Annotated in this window: 12 protein-coding genes; 8 read left to right on the forward strand and 4 right to left on the reverse strand. The window is 72.4% G+C overall.

Annotated elements, in window-relative coordinates; all coding sequences use genetic code 11:
* Positions 1–64 precede the first annotated feature (64 nt).
* The 8 genes from metK to rpe all read left to right on the forward strand — a co-directional run bounded on the left by metK (position 65) and on the right by rpe (position 11,132).
* Positions 65–1,252 carry a methionine adenosyltransferase gene (gene metK, locus FLX07_RS06480; protein WP_142568520.1) on the forward strand — a complete coding sequence of 396 codons (1,188 nt, stop codon included), beginning with the start codon at positions 65–67 and terminating at the stop codon, positions 1,250–1,252.
* 154 nt (positions 1,253–1,406) lie between these two features.
* On the forward strand, positions 1,407–4,073 hold the full coding sequence (locus FLX07_RS06485; protein WP_229689639.1) for a primosomal protein N': 2,667 nt from the start codon (positions 1,407–1,409) through the stop codon (positions 4,071–4,073).
* 40 nt (positions 4,074–4,113) lie between these two features.
* Positions 4,114–5,781 carry a hypothetical protein gene (locus tag FLX07_RS06490; protein WP_142568522.1) on the forward strand — a complete coding sequence of 556 codons (1,668 nt, stop codon included), beginning with the start codon at positions 4,114–4,116 and terminating at the stop codon, positions 5,779–5,781.
* Between the two features lie 23 nt (positions 5,782–5,804).
* Positions 5,805–7,046, forward strand: a complete 1,242-nt coding sequence (locus FLX07_RS06495) for a hypothetical protein (RefSeq protein ID WP_142568524.1) — start codon at positions 5,805–5,807, stop codon at positions 7,044–7,046.
* A 46-nt stretch (positions 7,047–7,092) separates the two neighbouring features.
* Positions 7,093–7,641, forward strand: a complete 549-nt coding sequence (def, locus tag FLX07_RS06500; RefSeq protein WP_142568526.1) for a peptide deformylase — start codon at positions 7,093–7,095, stop codon at positions 7,639–7,641.
* Positions 7,641–8,570: a methionyl-tRNA formyltransferase gene (gene fmt, locus FLX07_RS06505; RefSeq protein WP_142568527.1), complete on the forward strand. Its 930-nt coding sequence runs from the start codon at positions 7,641–7,643 to the stop codon at positions 8,568–8,570. Before def ends, fmt begins: the two co-directional genes overlap by 1 nt.
* A 143-nt stretch (positions 8,571–8,713) precedes the next feature.
* Positions 8,714–10,240 carry an RsmB/NOP family class I SAM-dependent RNA methyltransferase gene (locus tag FLX07_RS06510; RefSeq protein ID WP_142568530.1) on the forward strand — a complete coding sequence of 509 codons (1,527 nt, stop codon included), beginning with the start codon at positions 8,714–8,716 and terminating at the stop codon, positions 10,238–10,240.
* Positions 10,241–10,457: 217 nt separating this feature from the next.
* A complete protein-coding gene (gene rpe, locus FLX07_RS06515) occupies positions 10,458–11,132 on the forward strand; it encodes a ribulose-phosphate 3-epimerase (protein ID WP_142568531.1) in 675 nt (224 codons plus the stop codon).
* A gap of 310 nt (positions 11,133–11,442) precedes the next feature.
* Here the strand turns inward: rpe and FLX07_RS06520 are convergent, their stop codons facing one another.
* From FLX07_RS06520 to FLX07_RS06535, 4 genes are all read right to left on the reverse strand, one after another.
* A complete protein-coding gene (locus FLX07_RS06520) occupies positions 11,443–12,474 on the reverse strand; it encodes an ABC transporter ATP-binding protein (protein WP_142568533.1) in 1,032 nt (343 codons plus the stop codon).
* Positions 12,471–13,535, reverse strand: coding sequence for an ABC transporter ATP-binding protein (locus FLX07_RS06525; protein ID WP_142568535.1), 1,065 nt, complete (start codon positions 13,533–13,535; stop codon positions 12,471–12,473). The genes FLX07_RS06520 and FLX07_RS06525 overlap by 4 nt, the downstream gene beginning before the upstream one ends.
* Positions 13,536–13,592: 57 nt before the next feature.
* On the reverse strand, positions 13,593–14,573 hold the full coding sequence (locus FLX07_RS06530; RefSeq protein ID WP_142568537.1) for an ABC transporter permease: 981 nt from the start codon (positions 14,571–14,573) through the stop codon (positions 13,593–13,595).
* Between the two features lie 78 nt (positions 14,574–14,651).
* Positions 14,652–16,445, reverse strand: a complete 1,794-nt coding sequence (locus FLX07_RS06535; RefSeq protein WP_142568539.1) for an ABC transporter substrate-binding protein — start codon at positions 16,443–16,445, stop codon at positions 14,652–14,654.
* Positions 16,446–16,449: the final 4 nt, after the last annotated feature.

Below are 16,449 nucleotides of genomic sequence, written 5' to 3' on the forward strand. Positions count from 1 at the left end.
TGGGGCTGGGCCCTGCCGCCGGTCGCTCATGGACGTCAGCAGCCGCTGCATGAGGAGCCCTGAGTTGTCCCGTCGCCTGTTCACCTCCGAGTCGGTCACCGAGGGCCACCCGGACAAGATCGCCGACCAGATCAGTGACGCGATTCTCGACGCCATGCTCAAGGACGACCCGAGGAGCCGGGTCGCCGTCGAGACAATGATCACTACTGGCCAGGTCCACGTCGCCGGCGAGGTGACGACGGAGACCTATGTCGACATCCCCGCCCTGATCCGCGAGAAGATCCTCGAGATCGGTTACGACGCCTCCCACAAGGGCTTCGACGGAGCCTCCTGTGGCGTGTCGGTGTCCATCGGCGCGCAGTCGCCGGACATCGCGCAGGGCGTGGACGACGCCTACGAGCACCGCGCGGGCGAGGGCGCCGACGACTTCGACCGCCAGGGTGCGGGCGACCAGGGCCTGATGTTCGGCTACGCCTGCCGTGAGACCGCCGAGTTGATGCCGCTGCCCATCCAGCTCGCGCACCGGATGGCCCGGCGCCTGTCCGAGGTGCGGAAGAACGGCACGGTTCCGTACCTGCGCCCGGACGGCAAGACCCAGGTCACCATCGAGTACGACGGTGACCGGCCTGTCCGCCTCGACACCGTGGTCGTCTCGACGCAGCACGCTCCGGAGATCGACCTGCGGGAGATGCTGGCGCCCGACATCCGCGAGCACGTGGTCGAGCCGATCCTGGCCGACCTGGAGATCGAGACCGAGGGCTACCGCCTGCTGGTCAACCCGACCGGCCGCTTCGAGATCGGCGGGCCCATGGGCGACGCCGGGCTGACCGGCCGCAAGATCATCATCGATACGTACGGCGGCATGGCCCGCCATGGCGGTGGCGCCTTCTCCGGCAAGGACCCGTCCAAGGTCGACCGCTCGGCCGCCTACGCCATGCGCTGGGTCGCCAAGAACGTCGTCGCGGCCGGCCTGGCCGACCGCTGCGAGGTCCAGGTCGCCTACGCCATCGGCAAGGCCCAGCCGGTCGGTCTGTTCGTCGAGACGTTCGGCACCGAGAAGGCGCCGGTCAGCGTGATCCAGGAAGCGGTGCTCCAGGTCTTCGACCTGCGTCCTGCCGCGATCATCCGCGACCTCGACCTGCTGCGCCCGATCTACTCCGAGACCGCCGCCTACGGCCACTTCGGCCGTGAGGGCTTTTCGTGGGAGTCCACGGACCGGGCCGACGCTCTGCGCGAGGCCGCGGGTCTGTGACCTGCGCCTGACGGGCACCGCGAGCATCGTCGCACCGGGCGGCGCCCGCCTCTGACGGCGGGCGCCGCTCACGCGTGCCCGGTGGACACCCGGACGTCCACAGGCGGCGGGCGTATGTGTGATTGCGGCTCGCCGGGTCTGGTAGGACGGAGACGTGACCGAGCCGACCCGCGCCCCGCATCCTCAGGAGGCGCTCATTCCGGCGCCCCCGGCCGCCCCGCAGCGGATGCGCGGTGGCACTGAGCGGATGCGCGGAGGCACTGAGCGGACGCGGGGAAGTGCTGAGCGGGCACGGGGGACGGCAGAGCGGGCGCGCGGAAGCGCATCGCGGGCGGGCGCCGCGAAGGGCGCGCGCGAGGCGGCGCCGGACCTTCCCGTCGCCAGGGTCGTCGTGGACACGCCGCTGCCGCACCTCGACAGGCCCTTCGACTACCTCGTTCCCACCACGATGGACGCCGAGGCGGTACCGGGCTGCCGGGTGCGCGTCCGCTTCGCCGGGCAGCTCGCCGACGGCTACCTGCTCGAACGGCTCTCCGACAGCGAGCACGAGGGCCGGCTGTCCTTCCTGGAACGAGTGATCTCCCCGGAGCCCGTCCTCACCCCGGACATCGCGCGGCTGGCCCGCGCTGTGGCCGACCGGTACGCCGGGACCATGCCGGACGTCCTGCGGCTGGCCGTTCCGCCGCGGCACGCCCGGGTCGAGGCCGAGGCGAGGACTCCCGCACGCCGGGCGGCGTCCCCCGGCGTCGCCGGCGGTGACGTTTCCCCGCCTGCCGCTGAGCCCTTAGACGAGACGGCGGACGTCGGCGGCCCGCCGTCAGGTCCCATCGAGGGCGCGGGACCCACAGAGCAGGGCGCGGGGCCCGCAGAGCAGGATGGGGCCCGCGAAGACGCGGTGCCCACAGACCAGGGCACGGGGCTCACGGGGCTCACGGGGCAGGATGCGGGGCCCACAGAGCAGGACGGGCCTCGCGAAGACGCGGTGCCCGCCGCGTCGATCCATGGCGAGTCGATCCACGCCGCGTCGATCCACGGGGAGACGACGCCGGGGGAGGCCGCGCCACATGAGGCGGCGGGGCGGCGGGCGGCGCGGGCGTACGGCGACGCCTGGAGGGCCTACCCGGCGGGTGCCTCCTTCCTGGAGGCGCTGGCCGAGGGCAGGGCGCCGCGCGCCGTGTGGACGGCGTTGCCCGGCACGGACGCCGCGGGCCCGTCGTGGCCGCTCGCCATCGCGGCCGCCGCGCGGGCGACGCTGGACGGCGGGCGGGGCGTCGTCGTGGTGGTGCCCGACGGCAAGGACGTGGCGCTGGTGACCGCGGCCCTGGGGGAGACGCCGCACGTGGCGATCACGGCGGACCTCGGGCCGGCGGAGCGCTACCGGCGCTGGCTCAAGGCGTTGCGCGGCGAGATCGGGATCGTGGTGGGCAACCGCCCCGCGGCGTACGCGCCGGTGCGCCGCCTCGGGCTGGCGGTCGTCTGGGACGACGGGGACGACCTGCACGCCGAGCGCCACGCGCCCTACCCGCACACGCGCGAGGTCCTCGGCCTGCGGGCGTACCAGGCCGGGGCGGGCCTGCTCGTCGGCGGCTACTCGCGCACCGCCGAGGCCACGGCCCTCGCCGAGACGGGCTGGGCGGTGCCGCTCGTCCCCGACCGGGCGGCGGTCAGGGCGCGGGCGCCCCGGGTGCGCCCGGCGGGCGGTGACGCGGAGCTGGCCCGCGACCATGCGGCCCGAGCGGCCCGCCTGCCCAGCCTCGCCTGGCGGGCGCTGCGGGAGGGGCTGGAGCACGGTCCTGTGCTCGTCCAGGTGCCGCGCAGGGGCTACCTGCCGGCGCTGGCGTGCCGCCACTGCCGTGCCCCCGCCCGCTGCTCCGGCCTGCCGGCGGTGCGCCCGGTGCCGGCGCCCGGTGCCGCCGATCCTGTGCTCGCGGAACCCGTGTCGGCGGATCCTGTGTTGACCGACCCCGTGGTGACGGGCTCTGGGTCCACGGAACCTGTGGTGACGAGATCGGGGCTCGCGCGATCCGCGCCCGCGGAACCCAGGGCCGCCGGACCGGTGTGCTCGGGCCCGCTCGCGCTGCGCGGCGGGCACGCCGTGCCGTACTGCCGCTGGTGCGGCCGGATCGCGGGCGACTGGCGCTGCCCGTCCTGTGGCGGGACCGGTGTGCGGGCCGTCGTCGTGGGCGCGCGGCGCACCGCCGAGGAGCTGGGCCGGGCTTTTCCTTCCGTGGCCGTGCGCACCAGCGGGCGCGACGGCGTGCTCGCGACGGTGAGCGGCGCACCCGCGCTGGTCGTGGCGACGCCGGGGGCCGAGCCGGTGCCGGACGGCGGCTACGCGGCCGCCGTGCTGCTCGACGGATGGGCGCTGCTGGGCCGCCCCGATCTGCGCGCGGCCGAGGAGGCACTGCGGCGCTGGATGAACGCCGCCGCCCTGCTGCGGCCGGCGGGGGAACTGGTCGTCCTGGCCGACGCCGCGGTGCCCGCCGTGCAGGCTCTGCTGCGCTGGGACCCTGTCACCTTCGCCGAGCGCGAGCTCGACGAGCGGGCCGAGCTGGGTTTCCCCCCGGCGGTGCGGATGGCGACGCTGACGGGCCCGGGCGCGGCGGTCAGGGAGACGCTGGCGAGCGCCGGGCTGCCTCCCGCGGCGCAGGTGCTGGGGCCGGTGCCGGTCGAGGACGGGCTGGAACGGGCCATGGTCCGGGTGCCACGCCACCTCGGGTCCGCGCTGGCCCGTGCGCTCAAGGGCGCCTCCGGTGTGCGCTCCGCGCGCAAGGCGCCGGACGTGGTACGTGTGAACATTGATCCGCTCGACCTCATCTGACCGATTCGCCTCGCACAAAGCGAGCCGTTAGCGTGCCTCTGTGTCGATCGAATGGGTGAACCGGGCCGTCGACGGCCTGCGCGCCTGGGGGCGCGAGCGGAACGTCGAGGTCGACGTCGACGAGGTACGTCTGCTGTGCGACTACGCCAGCGACTACCTGGAGGTGAACGAACTGGGCGATTTCCGGCCGGGCACCTTCGAGGAGCTCTTGCTCGAAATCTATCCGCGCAAGGTCATCGCGCCGCCGGAGAGCGCGCAGGAGACGGTCGCCGCGGCGCGGACACTGGTCCAGTTCCTGCTGGACACGGGCGAGATCGGCATCAAGACGGCCGCCCGGATGCGGGAGACCATCGACCACATCGAGCCGGAGATGCCGCAGGCGCTCGCGGACACGTCCAAGTTCGGCATGGCCAAGAGCCTGTTCAGCGCCATCGGGCCCGATTCCCTGGAGCTCGACGCGGGCCGGGGCGCGGGGGCGCAGGACACGGCGGACGGCGACGAGTGCGACTGCCCCGGCTGCGCGCCCCTGCCGCCCGTACGGCTCGCGCCGCGCGAGGAGGTGGCGCTGGCCGTGCGCGAGGTGCCGCTGTTGCGCGACGCCCACCGGGTGGTGACGTGGCTGGTGGAGGGCGGCCGCACGGTGACGACGCGCCGGTCGCTGCGGGTCAGGGACGCGCGGGCGTGCACGGCCGAGCTGGGCGTCGAGTGTCCCGAACCGGCGTGGCGTCTCGCGCTCGATCTGGGCCTGGCCCGGCTCGACGGCACGGCCGTCGTGGTCGCGGAGGACTTCCGCGAGCTGGGCACGCGCGGTGAGGACGAGCTGCTCGACCTGTGGCGGTCGGCGCTGGAGTTCCTCGTCGAGAGGTCCGTGCGGCTCACCGGGGAGGCGGTGGTGGACGAGGGGATGTCCCAGATCCACGACCTGCTCTACCGGCTGCAGTCGCCCGTCCCGGTGGACGCGCTCGCCGACTACCTGCGCGAGGTGGCCGCCGGGAGGCCGGTCGGCAGGCTGGACGAGGCGCTGACCGCCCTTACGTACGCGGGAACGGTCCAGCGCACCGAGGACGGCCTGGCCCTGACCTCGCACGCCCTGTGGGGCCTGCGGGAGCTGTACGCCGGCATGGGCCTGGACGCGCCGCTCGCGCCCGCCCCGGCCGAGGGCGACGCGAGCGGGCTGATCGCCTTCCTGATCGGCGACGGCACGGCGGACGAGGCGGCCGAGCGGGACATCGCCGAGTGGCTGTCGCGGCGCACTCCCGAGCAGGCGGCGTCGGAGCTGCTCGCCGCCGTGGCCGGCGCCCCGGCGGAGGTGCGCGGGGTCGCCGTGACCATCGTGGACCGGCTGGACGTCGAGGCGGCGCCGGTCGTGCGGTCCTTCCTGGACGACGCCGAGCTGCGCCCGCACGCCATCCACTGGCTGTCCTCGCGGGGCCTGGACGCGCCCGCGCTCACCCCTGAGGAGGTCCTGTGGGTGAGCGTCGACATGCTCGCGCTCGCGCTGCCCGCCGCCGAGGCCGACCCGGACGGCTTCGCGGAGAACATCGCGGCCTCGGGGCCGCCCGCCCATCTGATCGAGGACATGTGGCGGGTGGACCATCCCGACGTGGTCGAGGTTCTCGAACTGCTCGGCAGCACGCTGCCGGACCAGGCGGCCGCCAAAGCCGCCCGGAAAGCGGCGTTCAAGGCTCGTTCGCGGGGCATCAGGTGACTGCTGTGCAGTAAGTTGCTGGAATGGCCGACAGCGACGTGCTCACCTTCCCGCCGGTCGACATCGCCCCGGACGAGCAGCTCGTCCACGCGGTGCGGGAGGTCCCGCTCGTGCGGGACGCCCGCCGCGTCGCCGAGTGGGTCGGGGCCCGCTGCGCCGCCTCGCCCCGGAATGTGTGCGAGGTGACCGAGCAGGGGCTGCCGCACCCCGCCGAGGCCGAGGCGGCCGTCGCCGAGCTGGGCCTGGAGCCGGCGAGGCTCCGCCTGCTGTGGGTGGTCGCGGTCAACGGCCGTCTCGTGGAGGTCACCCGGCAGGGCGCCCGCCCCGGGCCCGGCGTGCCCGACCCCATGGAGTTCTGGGACGGCGTGGTCATGGACGTGCTCGACCGGACCGAGGAGGGTCTGACCGGCTCGGCCGTCGTCGACGAGCACCTCACGGAGATCCTCGCGACGATCTACTCGGTGCGCGAGGGCATGCCGCTCGCCGCCCTGGCCGGTGGCATCCTCCAGGCCCACGAGGTGGGCTGCGAGGCGCGGCCGGCGGACCTGCGGCGGCTGCGGATGACCCTGCCGGGCGAGCTGGCGGCGGCCATGGCGCTGCTGGAGTACTGCGGGCTGATCGAGCTGACCGGGGAGCTCGTCCGGCTCACCCAGCCGGGCGTGTGGGCCGTGCGCCGCGACCTGCTGAGGGAGGGCCACGACGCGCCGTCGCTCGGCGAGGTGGCCGCGCTCGCGGAGCTGGGCGCCGCCGATCTCATCGACGCCATGCTGACCGGCCGGGCCTCCGCCAGCGCCGCCACGCTGTGGCTGGAGCGCCGGGTACCGGAGGACGCGGCGCGCGAGCTCATCAAGATCGCCGCGTCGGGTAACGCCGCCCAGCGCGGCACCGCCGGGACCGTGCTGGAGGAACTGGGCCCGGAGGCCGCGCAGGCCGTGCGGGAGGCCCTGGACGAGCCGATGATGTGGCGCTACGCCGCGGCCTGGCTGGGCGTGCGGGACCTGGAGGCGCCGGCTCTCGGCGAGGGTGACGGGGCCTGGGTGGCGGTGGACACCCTCGCCGCCCTGCTCTACATCGGCGCCCCGGTCGGCTCGGTGGCCCACTTCGACCTCCTCGGAGAGGACCTGCTCACGCTGGTGCCCGAGATGGGCCGGGCCGACCACCCCGACGCCCTCGCGGTGCTGGAGATGCTCGGCAGGCACCATCCCGAGCCGGTGATCGCGAAGACCGCCAGGAAGACGGCGATGAAGGTGCGTTCACGCCCGTAGACTGGGGCGATCCTCCTCGTGTACGTGACGTGAACGGAGCCAACCCTTGGCCATTCAGCCGATCCGCCTGTTCGGCGACCCGGTGCTGCGCACTCCGGCCGAGCCGGTGGTCGACTTCGACAAGGAACTGCGCAAGCTCGTCAAGGACTTGACCGACACGATGATGGACGCGCCGGGCGCGGGCCTCGCGGCGCCGCAGATCGGCGTCGGCCTTCGTGTGTTCACCTACTACATCGACGAGCAGCTCGGGCACCTCATCAATCCCGATCTCGACCTCGGCGGTGAGATGGACGAGGAGGGCGAGGAGGGCTGCCTGTCCTTCCCCGGCTTGACCTTCCCGACGCCCCGCGCGATCAGCACGGTGGCCAAGGGCTTCACCATGCACGGCGAGCCGGTGACGATCGAGGGCACGGACCTCATGGCGCGCTGCTTCCAGCACGAGACCGACCACCTTGACGGCGTGCTGTTCATCGACCGGCTGGACGCCAAGCAGCGCAAGCTCGCCATGAAGGCGATCCGCGAGGCCGAGTGGAGCGGCCTGTCGTCGCCGGTGGTGAAGATCTCGCCGCACAGCACGCAGGGAAGGGCCCTGTAGTGCGCCTGGTCTTCGCCGGCACGCCCGACACCGCGCTCCCATCGCTGCGTGCCCTGCTGGACTCGCCCCGTCACGAGGTGGCGGCCGTGGTGACCCGGCCGGACGCGCAGTCGGGCCGGGGACGCAAGATGCACCCCAGCCCGGTGGCCCAGCTCGCCGAGGAGTCGGGGATCGAGGTGCTCAGACCGGCGAAGGCCGCGGACCCGGAGTTCCTCGCCCGGCTGAGGGCGATCGGCCCCGACTGCTGCCCCGTGGTCGCGTACGGCGCCCTGCTGCCGCAGGCGGCGCTTGACATCCCCCCGCAGGGGTGGATCAACCTGCACTTCTCCGTGCTGCCCGCCTGGCGCGGCGCGGCGCCGGTGCAGCACGCCGTGCTGCACGGCGACGACGTCACCGGCGCCTCGACCTTCCGCATCGTGAAGGAGCTGGACGCCGGACCGGTGTTCGGCGTGCTCACCGAGCGGATCCGCCCGGACGACACGAGCGGCGCGCTGCTGGCCCGGCTCGCGGATGCGGGCGCGGGCCTGCTGCTGGCCACGCTCGACGGCGTCGAGGACGGCACGCTGGAGGCCCGTCCGCAGCCGGCGGACGGCGTCAGCCTGGCCCCGAAGATCACGGTCGAGGACGCCAGGATCGCCTGGACCACGCCCGCGATGCGGGTGGACCGGCTGGTGCGGGCCTGCGCTCCGGCTCCTGGTGCGTGGGCCGAGTTCCGCGGCCAGCGAATCAAGATCGGCTCGGTGCTGCTCGCGCCCGACGCGGGCCCGCTCGCCCCGGGACAGATCGCGGCCACGCGGAAGGCCGTCCTCGTGGGGACCGGCACCCACCCCGTGGAGCTCGGCGAGGTGCAGCCGCAGGGCAAGCGGCAGATGAGCGCGGCCGAATGGGGCCGCGGCGTCCGGTTCGCGGACGGTGAGACCCTGGTCTGAAGGGCCCTGCCCGCCGGCATCCCGGCCCCCGGGCAGCGCCGACCCCGGGCAGCGCCGAGGGTGACAGGGACGAGGGCCGAAGGGCCGAAGATGGCAGGGCCGAGGGTGGCAGGGTCGAGGGTGGCAGGGTCGAGGGTGACACCGTGAAGCAGGGCAGAGGTCAGGGCGGCGGCGGGCGGCGCGGCCAGAGCGGCGGCAAAGACGGCGGCGCCGGTGGTAGCACAGGCGGAGGCACTGGTGGCGGCACCGGTGGCGGCACTGGGCAGGTCCGTCCGGGCCGCGGCGGCAGGACGGGCCACGGCGGGCCGGCGGCGAAGCCCGGCCAGCCGAGGCAGGGCCGCGGGCGCCCGCCCCGCGACGAGGCGCGCAACGCGGCCTATGACCTGATGCGGGCCGTCGACGAGCGAGACGCCTACGCCAACCTGCTCATGCCGGCCCTGCTGCGGCAGCGCCGCATCACGGGACGCGACGCGGCCCTCGCCACCGAGCTGGCGTACGGCACGCTGCGCGGCCTCGGGACCTACGACGAGGTCATCGCCGCGTGCAGCGACCGGCCGCCGGAGGAGGTCGACCCGCCGCTGCTCGACGCGGTGCGTCTCGGCGTCCACCAGCTTCTGCGCACGCGGATCCCGCCCCACGCGGCGGTCAGCGCCACCATCGACCTCGTACGGCTGCGCGTCGGGGCGGGCCCGTCCCGTTACGCCAACGCCGTGCTGCGCAAGGTCGCGGGCCGCACGCTGGAGGAGTGGCTGGAGATCGTCGCCCCGCCGCGGGCGCAGGATCCGGTCGGCAACCTGGCGATCACCTACAGCCATCCGCGCTGGATCGTCACCGCCCTGCGCGACGCCGTGGGCGGGGACGTGGACGAGGCGGCCGCGCTGCTGGAGGCCGACAACGAGCGGCCCCGCGTGGCGCTGGTGGCGCGGCCGGGACGGGCCACGGTGGAGGAGCTGGTCGCGGCCGGGGCCGAGCGGGCCGCCTACTCGCCGTACGCGGCCTACCTGCCGGAGGGCGACCCCGGCTCCATCCCCGCGGTCGGGGAGGCGCGGGCCGCGGTGCAGGACGAGGCCAGCCAGCTCGTCGCGCTCGCGCTGACCCGCGTGCCGCTCGACCGGGACTCCACGTGGCTGGACATGTGCGCCGGCCCCGGGGGGAAGGCCGGGCTGCTCGACGCGGTGGCGGCGCAGCGGGGCGCCCGGGTGCTCGGCGCCGACGTGCAGTATCACCGCGCCCGGCTGGTGTGGGGCACCACCCGCGAGGCGAAGGTGATCACGGCCGACGGCACGCGGCCCGCCTGGCGGCCCGGCGCGTTCGACCGGGTCATGCTCGACGCCCCCTGCACCGGGCTCGGCGCCCTGCGCAGGCGGCCGGAGGCCCGGTGGCGGCGCGACCCCAGGAGCATCCCCGAGCTCACCGCGCTGCAGCGGCAACTGCTCGACTCGGCGCTGGAGGCCGTCCGGCCGGGCGGCGTCGTGGCGTACGTGACCTGCTCGCCGCACCTGGCCGAGACCCGGGCCGTGGTGGAGGACGTGCGCGACCGGGTCGAGGTGCTGGACGCCCGCGCGTTCCTGCCCGAGGTGTCCGGCCTCGGAGACGGCCCGCACGCGCAGTTCTGGCCGCACCGGCACGGCACGGACGCGATGTTTCTGGCGTTGCTGCGCCGCCTGTGAGCGAGTGGTCCGGGGTCCTGGCCTCGACGGGATTCCCCTGAGTGGTGAGCGCTGAGCGGTGAGCGCGCCGCGCCGATGAGCCCCGCCGCGAAGGCGGCGCGGAGGCGGCGCAGAGGCGGCGTGGGCGGCCGGCGTCGCCGCCCTGCCGGCGGCCTCGGACTGGAGGCCGCCGGGGAGGGGCGGGACGGACGCCCGGGCGAAATAGACTGCAGGCACTATGGCCGTTCAGATCTCGCCCAGCATCCTGTCCGCAGACTTCGCCCGCCTCGCCGACGAGGCCGCACGGGTGGAGAACGTCGCCGACTGGCTCCACGTCGACGTCATGGATTACCACTTCGTGCCGAACCTGACGCTCGGCCTGCCGGTCGTCGAGTCGCTGCTGAAGACCACCGCGACGCCGGTCGACTGCCACCTCATGATCAAGGATCCGGACCGGTGGGCGCCGGACTACGCGGAGGCGGGTGCGGCCAGTGTCACGATCCACGCCGAGGCGGCCAAGGCCGCCGTGCGCACGCTGCGGGCGATCCGCGCCGCCGGAGCGCGGGCCGGTCTGGCGCTGAACCCGGCGACCGCCGTCGAGGGGTACGAGGACCTGCTGCCCGAGATCGACATGATGCTCGTCATGACCGTCGAGCCGGGCTTCGGCGGGCAGCGCTTCCTCGACATCGTGCTGCCGAAGCTGGCGCGGGCCCGGGCGCTGATCGACAAGCATGGCGGCGAGGTGTGGCTCCAGGTCGACGGCGGCGTCTCCGCGGACACGATCGAGCGCTGCGCCGAGGCCGGGGCCGACGTCTTCGTGGCCGGCAACGCCGTCTACGGCGCCGACGATCCCGCCCGCGCCGTCCAGGAGCTCAGGACCCTCGCCGAACAAGCCACCCCACCCAGGTGGTGATCTTGTAGTTTGTCACAGTCGCATGGCTTGACCTGCCGCTCCACACTTTGTGATCTTGCAGCGTTCCACTGCTTCATGCACCCGAGCAGGGAAAGCGCCGTCCGTGATCTTGCAATGTGCCGCTGAGTGCAAGATCACGGACGGTGAAAGCGAAGGTAGGCCGGACGTGCCGGACTACTCTGCATGATCACGCCGAGCGTTCGCCGAGGTCAGAAAAGAAGCCTGCGACAAACTGCAAGATCGCGGCGTAAGGAGGCCGAGGTCGGAGGGCTTTCTGCGACAAACTGCAAGATCACGCGGACAGGGGGGGTTAGGCGAGGGCGGGGTCGAGGACCACGTCCTCGCCCTGCGTGGTGGGCGCCTCGGGGAAGTGGCAGGCGGTCAGGTGGCCCTCGCGGTTGCCGCTGAGCCTGACCAGGGGCGGCACCTCAGTGGCGCACTTGTCCTGGGCCTTCCAGCAGCGCGTGCGGAAGCGGCACCCGGACGGCGGGTTGATCGGCGAGGGCACGTCGCCGGCCAGGCGGATGCGCTCGCGCGGCTCGCTCGACACGTCCGGCTCGGGCACGGCCGACAGCAGGGCGTGCGTGTACGGATGCCGGGGCCGCTCGTAGATCGACTGACGGTCGCCGACCTCGACGATCTTGCCGAGGTACATGACGGCGACGCGCTGGGAGAAGTGCCGTACGACGGCGAGGTCGTGCGCGATGAACAGGAACGCGATGCCGAGGTCACGCTGCAGTTCCTGCAGCAGGTTGACCACCTGAGCCTGGATGGAGACGTCCAGCGCCGACACCGGCTCGTCGGCGATGATGAGCGTGGGGTTGAGCGCCAGGGCCCGGGCGATCCCGATGCGCTGCCGCTGGCCGCCGGAGAACTCGTGCGGGAAGCGGTTGTAGTGCTCGGGGTTGAGGCCGACGATCTCCAGCAGCTCCTGGGCCCGCTTCTTGCGCCCGCCGGACGGGTTGATGTCGTTGACCTCCATCGGCCCGCGGATGATCGTGCCCACGGTCTGGCGCGGGTTGAGCGAGCTGTAGGGGTCCTGGAAGATCATCTGGATCTCGGGGCGGATCGGCTTGAGCTGCTTGCGCGAGCTGTGGCTGATGTCCCGCCCCCGGTAGAGGATCTCACCCGAGGTGGGTTCGAGCAGGCGGGACGCCAGGCGCCCGGTGGTGGACTTGCCGCAGCCCGACTCGCCCACCAGGCCGACCGTCTCGCCGGGGCCGACGGCGAGGTCGATGCCGTCCACCGCGTGGACGGCCCCGACCTGACGCTTGATCAGTGTGCCGCCCCGCACGGGGAAGTGCTTGACCAGCCCCTTGAGCTCCAGCAGCGTCTCGTTCATGCGTGGTCCTCGGTCTTCGCGGTGCGGAGTTCCCTCTTCTGCTCGAGGGTGAGGTAGCAGGCGTCGCCGTGCCCGGTCTCCGGGGAGATCGACGGCCGCTGGTTGAAGCACAGCTCCGGCCCGGCGAGCTTCGGGTAGTCGCAGCGCGGGTGGAACGGGCAGCCGGACGGCGGGTTCAGCAGGCTCGGGGGAGTGCCGCGCACCGGCATCAGCGGGACGTCCACGGACGAGTTCAGGCGCGGCATCGACGACAGCAGGCCCCAGGTGTAGGGGTGGCGCGGCTCGCGCAGCACCTCGCGGACGGTGCCGCGCTCGGCCGCCCGCCCGGCGTACATGACCAGGACGTTGTCGGCGGTGCCGGCCACGACGCCGAGGTCGTGGGTGATCAGGATGATCGCGGTGCCGAACTGCTGCTGAAGCTCCTTGAGCAGGTCGAGGATCTGCGCCTGCACGGTGACGTCGAGCGCGGTCGTCGGCTCGTCGGCGATGAGCAGGTCGGGGTCGCACACCAGCGCCATCGCGATCATCGCGCGCTGCCGCATGCCGCCGGAGAACTCGTGCGGGTAGTGGTCAACCCGCGTCTCCGGCTGGGGGATGCCCACGCGCCGGAGCATCTCGACGGCCCGGTCGCGGGCCTCCTTCTTGCTCGCGCCCTTGTGCTTGCGGTAGACCTCGCCGATCTGCCGGCCGATCGTGTGGAACGGCGACAGCGCGGTGAGCGGGTCCTGGAAGATCATGGCGACGCGGTTGCCGCGGAGTTTCTCCATCGAACCGCGGCTCGCCGAGATCAGCTCCTGGTCCTCCAGCCAGATCTCCCCGCCGATCTTCGTGTGGGCGGGGTCGTGCAGGCCGAGGATGGCGAGGTTGGTCACGGACTTGCCCGATCCGGACTCGCCGACGATGCCGAGCGTGGTGCCCTTCTCCAGATCGAAGGACAGGCCGTCGACGGCGTGCACGATGCCGTCCTCGGTGCTGAACTCGACGCTCAGGTCGCGGACGGACAGGAACGGCCCGGGGCCGCGCGAGGTCCCCGGCTCGCCGCTCCACGACACGGTGGTCACTTGCTGCTCCAGTTCCCGGTTCGACGTGATTAGGCGTTGGGCTTGGTAGGGCGGGGCTCAGCTCAGGCGGACCCGCGGGTCGATGAACGCGTAGAGCATGTCCACGGCGATGTTCAGCAGGACGATCGCCGCCGCGCCCACGATGGTCACGCCGAGCAGCATCGGCAGGTCGGTGTTCTGCACGGCGCGTACGGCCAGCTCGCCGATGCCGTGGAGGCTGAACGTCTGCTCGGTGATGATCGCGCCGCCCAGGAGCGTGGCGAGGTCGACACCGAAGATCGTGAGGATGGGGATCATCGCGCCGCGCCAGGCGAAGCGGAAGAACACCGACCGGCTCGACATGCCCTTGGCGCGCGCCGTGCGGACGTAGTCCTCGGCGAGCTGCTCGACCATCTGCGAGCGGGTCATGCGGGTGTAGTTGGCGGTGAAGATGATCGACAACACCACCCACGGCAGCATCAGATGGGTGAACCAGCCCAGCGGGTTCTCGGTGATCGGCACGTAGGACGGGCGCGGGATCAGCTGCAGGGTGTCCACCAGGTAGAACGCCAGCAGCGGTCCGACGAAGTAGATCTGGAGCGAGGCCCCGATGACCGACGACGAGCTGGCGATCTTGTCGAGCGGCTGCCCGACCTTCCAGGCCGCGATCATGCCGGTGAGGATGCCGAACGCCAGGATGACCACCGATGCGCCCAGGGTGAGCGACAGCGTCACCGGGAAACGGTCGACGATGGCGCTGAAGACGGGCTCCTGGGTGGCGAAGGAGTAGCCGAGGCAGGGCGCCGGGCAGTCGCCGAACTGGACGAACTGCCGGCCGGCGAAGATGCCGACGAGCCAGTGCCAGTACTGCACGAACAGTGGCTCGTCCATGCCCAGGTTGTGCCGGATCAGCGTCAGCGTCTCAGGCTGGCAGATCTTGCCGCAGAACGCCCGGGCGGGGTCGCGCGGCACGGCGTAGAAGAGGTAGAACGTGATCGCGCTGATGATCATCAAGATCACGAGTGCGCCGGCGACGCGGCGTACCAGATAGCTGGTCATGGTCTCGCACTTGCTCCTGCGGGCGGGACGGGCCCGGGGTCCGCCGCCCCGCGGAGGGGCGGCGGACCCGGGGTGCTGCTACTTGACGTAGATGCCGAGCGCCGACTGCTCGCCCGTGATGGGGTCGAACTTGACCCCGCCGAGGCCGGAGCCGTACAGGCCGAAGTACGTCTGGTAGAACTCGGGCACGATCGCGGCCTGGTCCATGATCTGCCGGTCGATCGCGGCCCACGCCTTGCCCGCCTCGGTGGCGTCGGCGATCGCGTTGGCCTTGTCGATGGCGTCGTTGATCTCGGGCAGGTTGAGGTGCGTGTAGTTCGGCGCGTTGTCCGCGATCAGGCGGCCGTCGTACTGCGGCTGGATCGCGGTCGAGCCGGTCGGCCAGTCGGCCGCCCAGCCGCCCCAGTAGATGTCGTACTTGTTGTCCACCGGGCCGATGGCGTCATAGTAGGTGCCCGCGTTCAGCGGCTTGCCCACCACCTTGAAGCCGGCCTTGCCGAGCGCCTCCTTGATGGCGACGGTGACCTTCTCCTGGACCGGCGTCTGGTTGTAGGCGTAGACCACGGTCGGGTTCGGGTCACCCGACTTGGCGAGCAGCGCCTTGGCCGCCTCGGGGTCGCCCTCGGGCTTGGCCAGCTTGTTGTACAGGTCGAACGCCTCGTAGCCGAGCACCGTCGGGCTCATCACCGTCGTGGCGATCTTACCGATGGAGATCTCGCCGCCCTGGAGCTGCTGGATCTGCTTGGACGGCCAGGCCGTGATGATGGCCTTGCGGACGTTGACGTCGGTGATCCGCTTGGTGTTGATGTTGTAGAAGGTCGTGAACGGCGTCAGGCCCTGCAGCGACCGCTTCATCAGCTCGGAGTCGTTCAGCACCTCCTGGGTGCGCTCGGGCGCGACCGGGTTGTGGAAGGTGAACGCCTGCTTGTCGTTGCCGGTGTCGGCCATGAAGCGCTCGGTGGTCTGCTGGGACTGGAGACCGAACTCCATGTGGAACTTGTCCGGGTACGCGTGCCGGATGGGGTCGGTCTTCGGGTCCCAGTTCTCGTTGCGCTCCAGGTCCAGCGACTTGTCCGTGATGTGGCTCACGATCTTGTAGGGACCCGAGGAGAACGGCTGCTTGTCGTACTTCTGCTTCGTGTCCTGCGCCTTGGGCACGGCGCCGTAGCCGGTCATGGCCACGGTGAAGTTGAAGTCCGGGTGCTCCGCGTTGAGGTGGAAGACCACCGTCTTGTCGTCCGGAGTCTCGATCGTGTCGAGCTCCTTGCCGTCGTAGGGGCCCTTGTACTGGTCGCGGAACGGCTTCTTCGCGTCCGGCACCAGCCAGGTCTCGGCGTAGTCCGGGCCCTCGGTGATGAAGTCGGCGAACAGGCGCTCGAAGCTGTACTTGATGTCAGCGGAGGTGATCGGCGTGCCGTCCTGCCACTTCAGGCCGTCCTTGAGCGTGAACTTCCACGTCTTGCCGCCGTCGGTGGTGGTGCCGGTGTCGGTGGCCAGGTCGCCGACGAGCTTGATGTTGCCCGCGTCGTCCTCCTTGTAGTTCGTGAGCTGCCGGGTGAACAGCGACGAAACCGAGGAGTTGTAGTTCAGGTAGACCCGGCCCGGGTCGAGGTGGCTGAAGTCGTCACGGTCGATCATGTAGGCCGTGCCGCCGGGCTTGGCGCCGGCCACCTCGGGGGCGGGGCCGGTGGAGTCGGCCGCGGTCCCGACCGAGATGGCGCTGACGGCCTTGTTCTCCAGCGGCTTCTGGGAGGCGCCCCCCGCGCTCTGGGGCGCTCCGCCCCCTCCGCCCTTGGCGCAGCCGGCCAGGGCCAGCGCGCCCGCCGCGAGCACGGCCGTCATCGAGGCGATCCGCCTGCTGTGCGATCTCATGTGG

It is taken from the genome of Microbispora bryophytorum, assembly GCF_006874465.1.
In the GTDB taxonomy this organism is placed as follows: domain Bacteria; phylum Actinomycetota; class Actinomycetes; order Streptosporangiales; family Streptosporangiaceae; genus Microbispora; species Microbispora bryophytorum.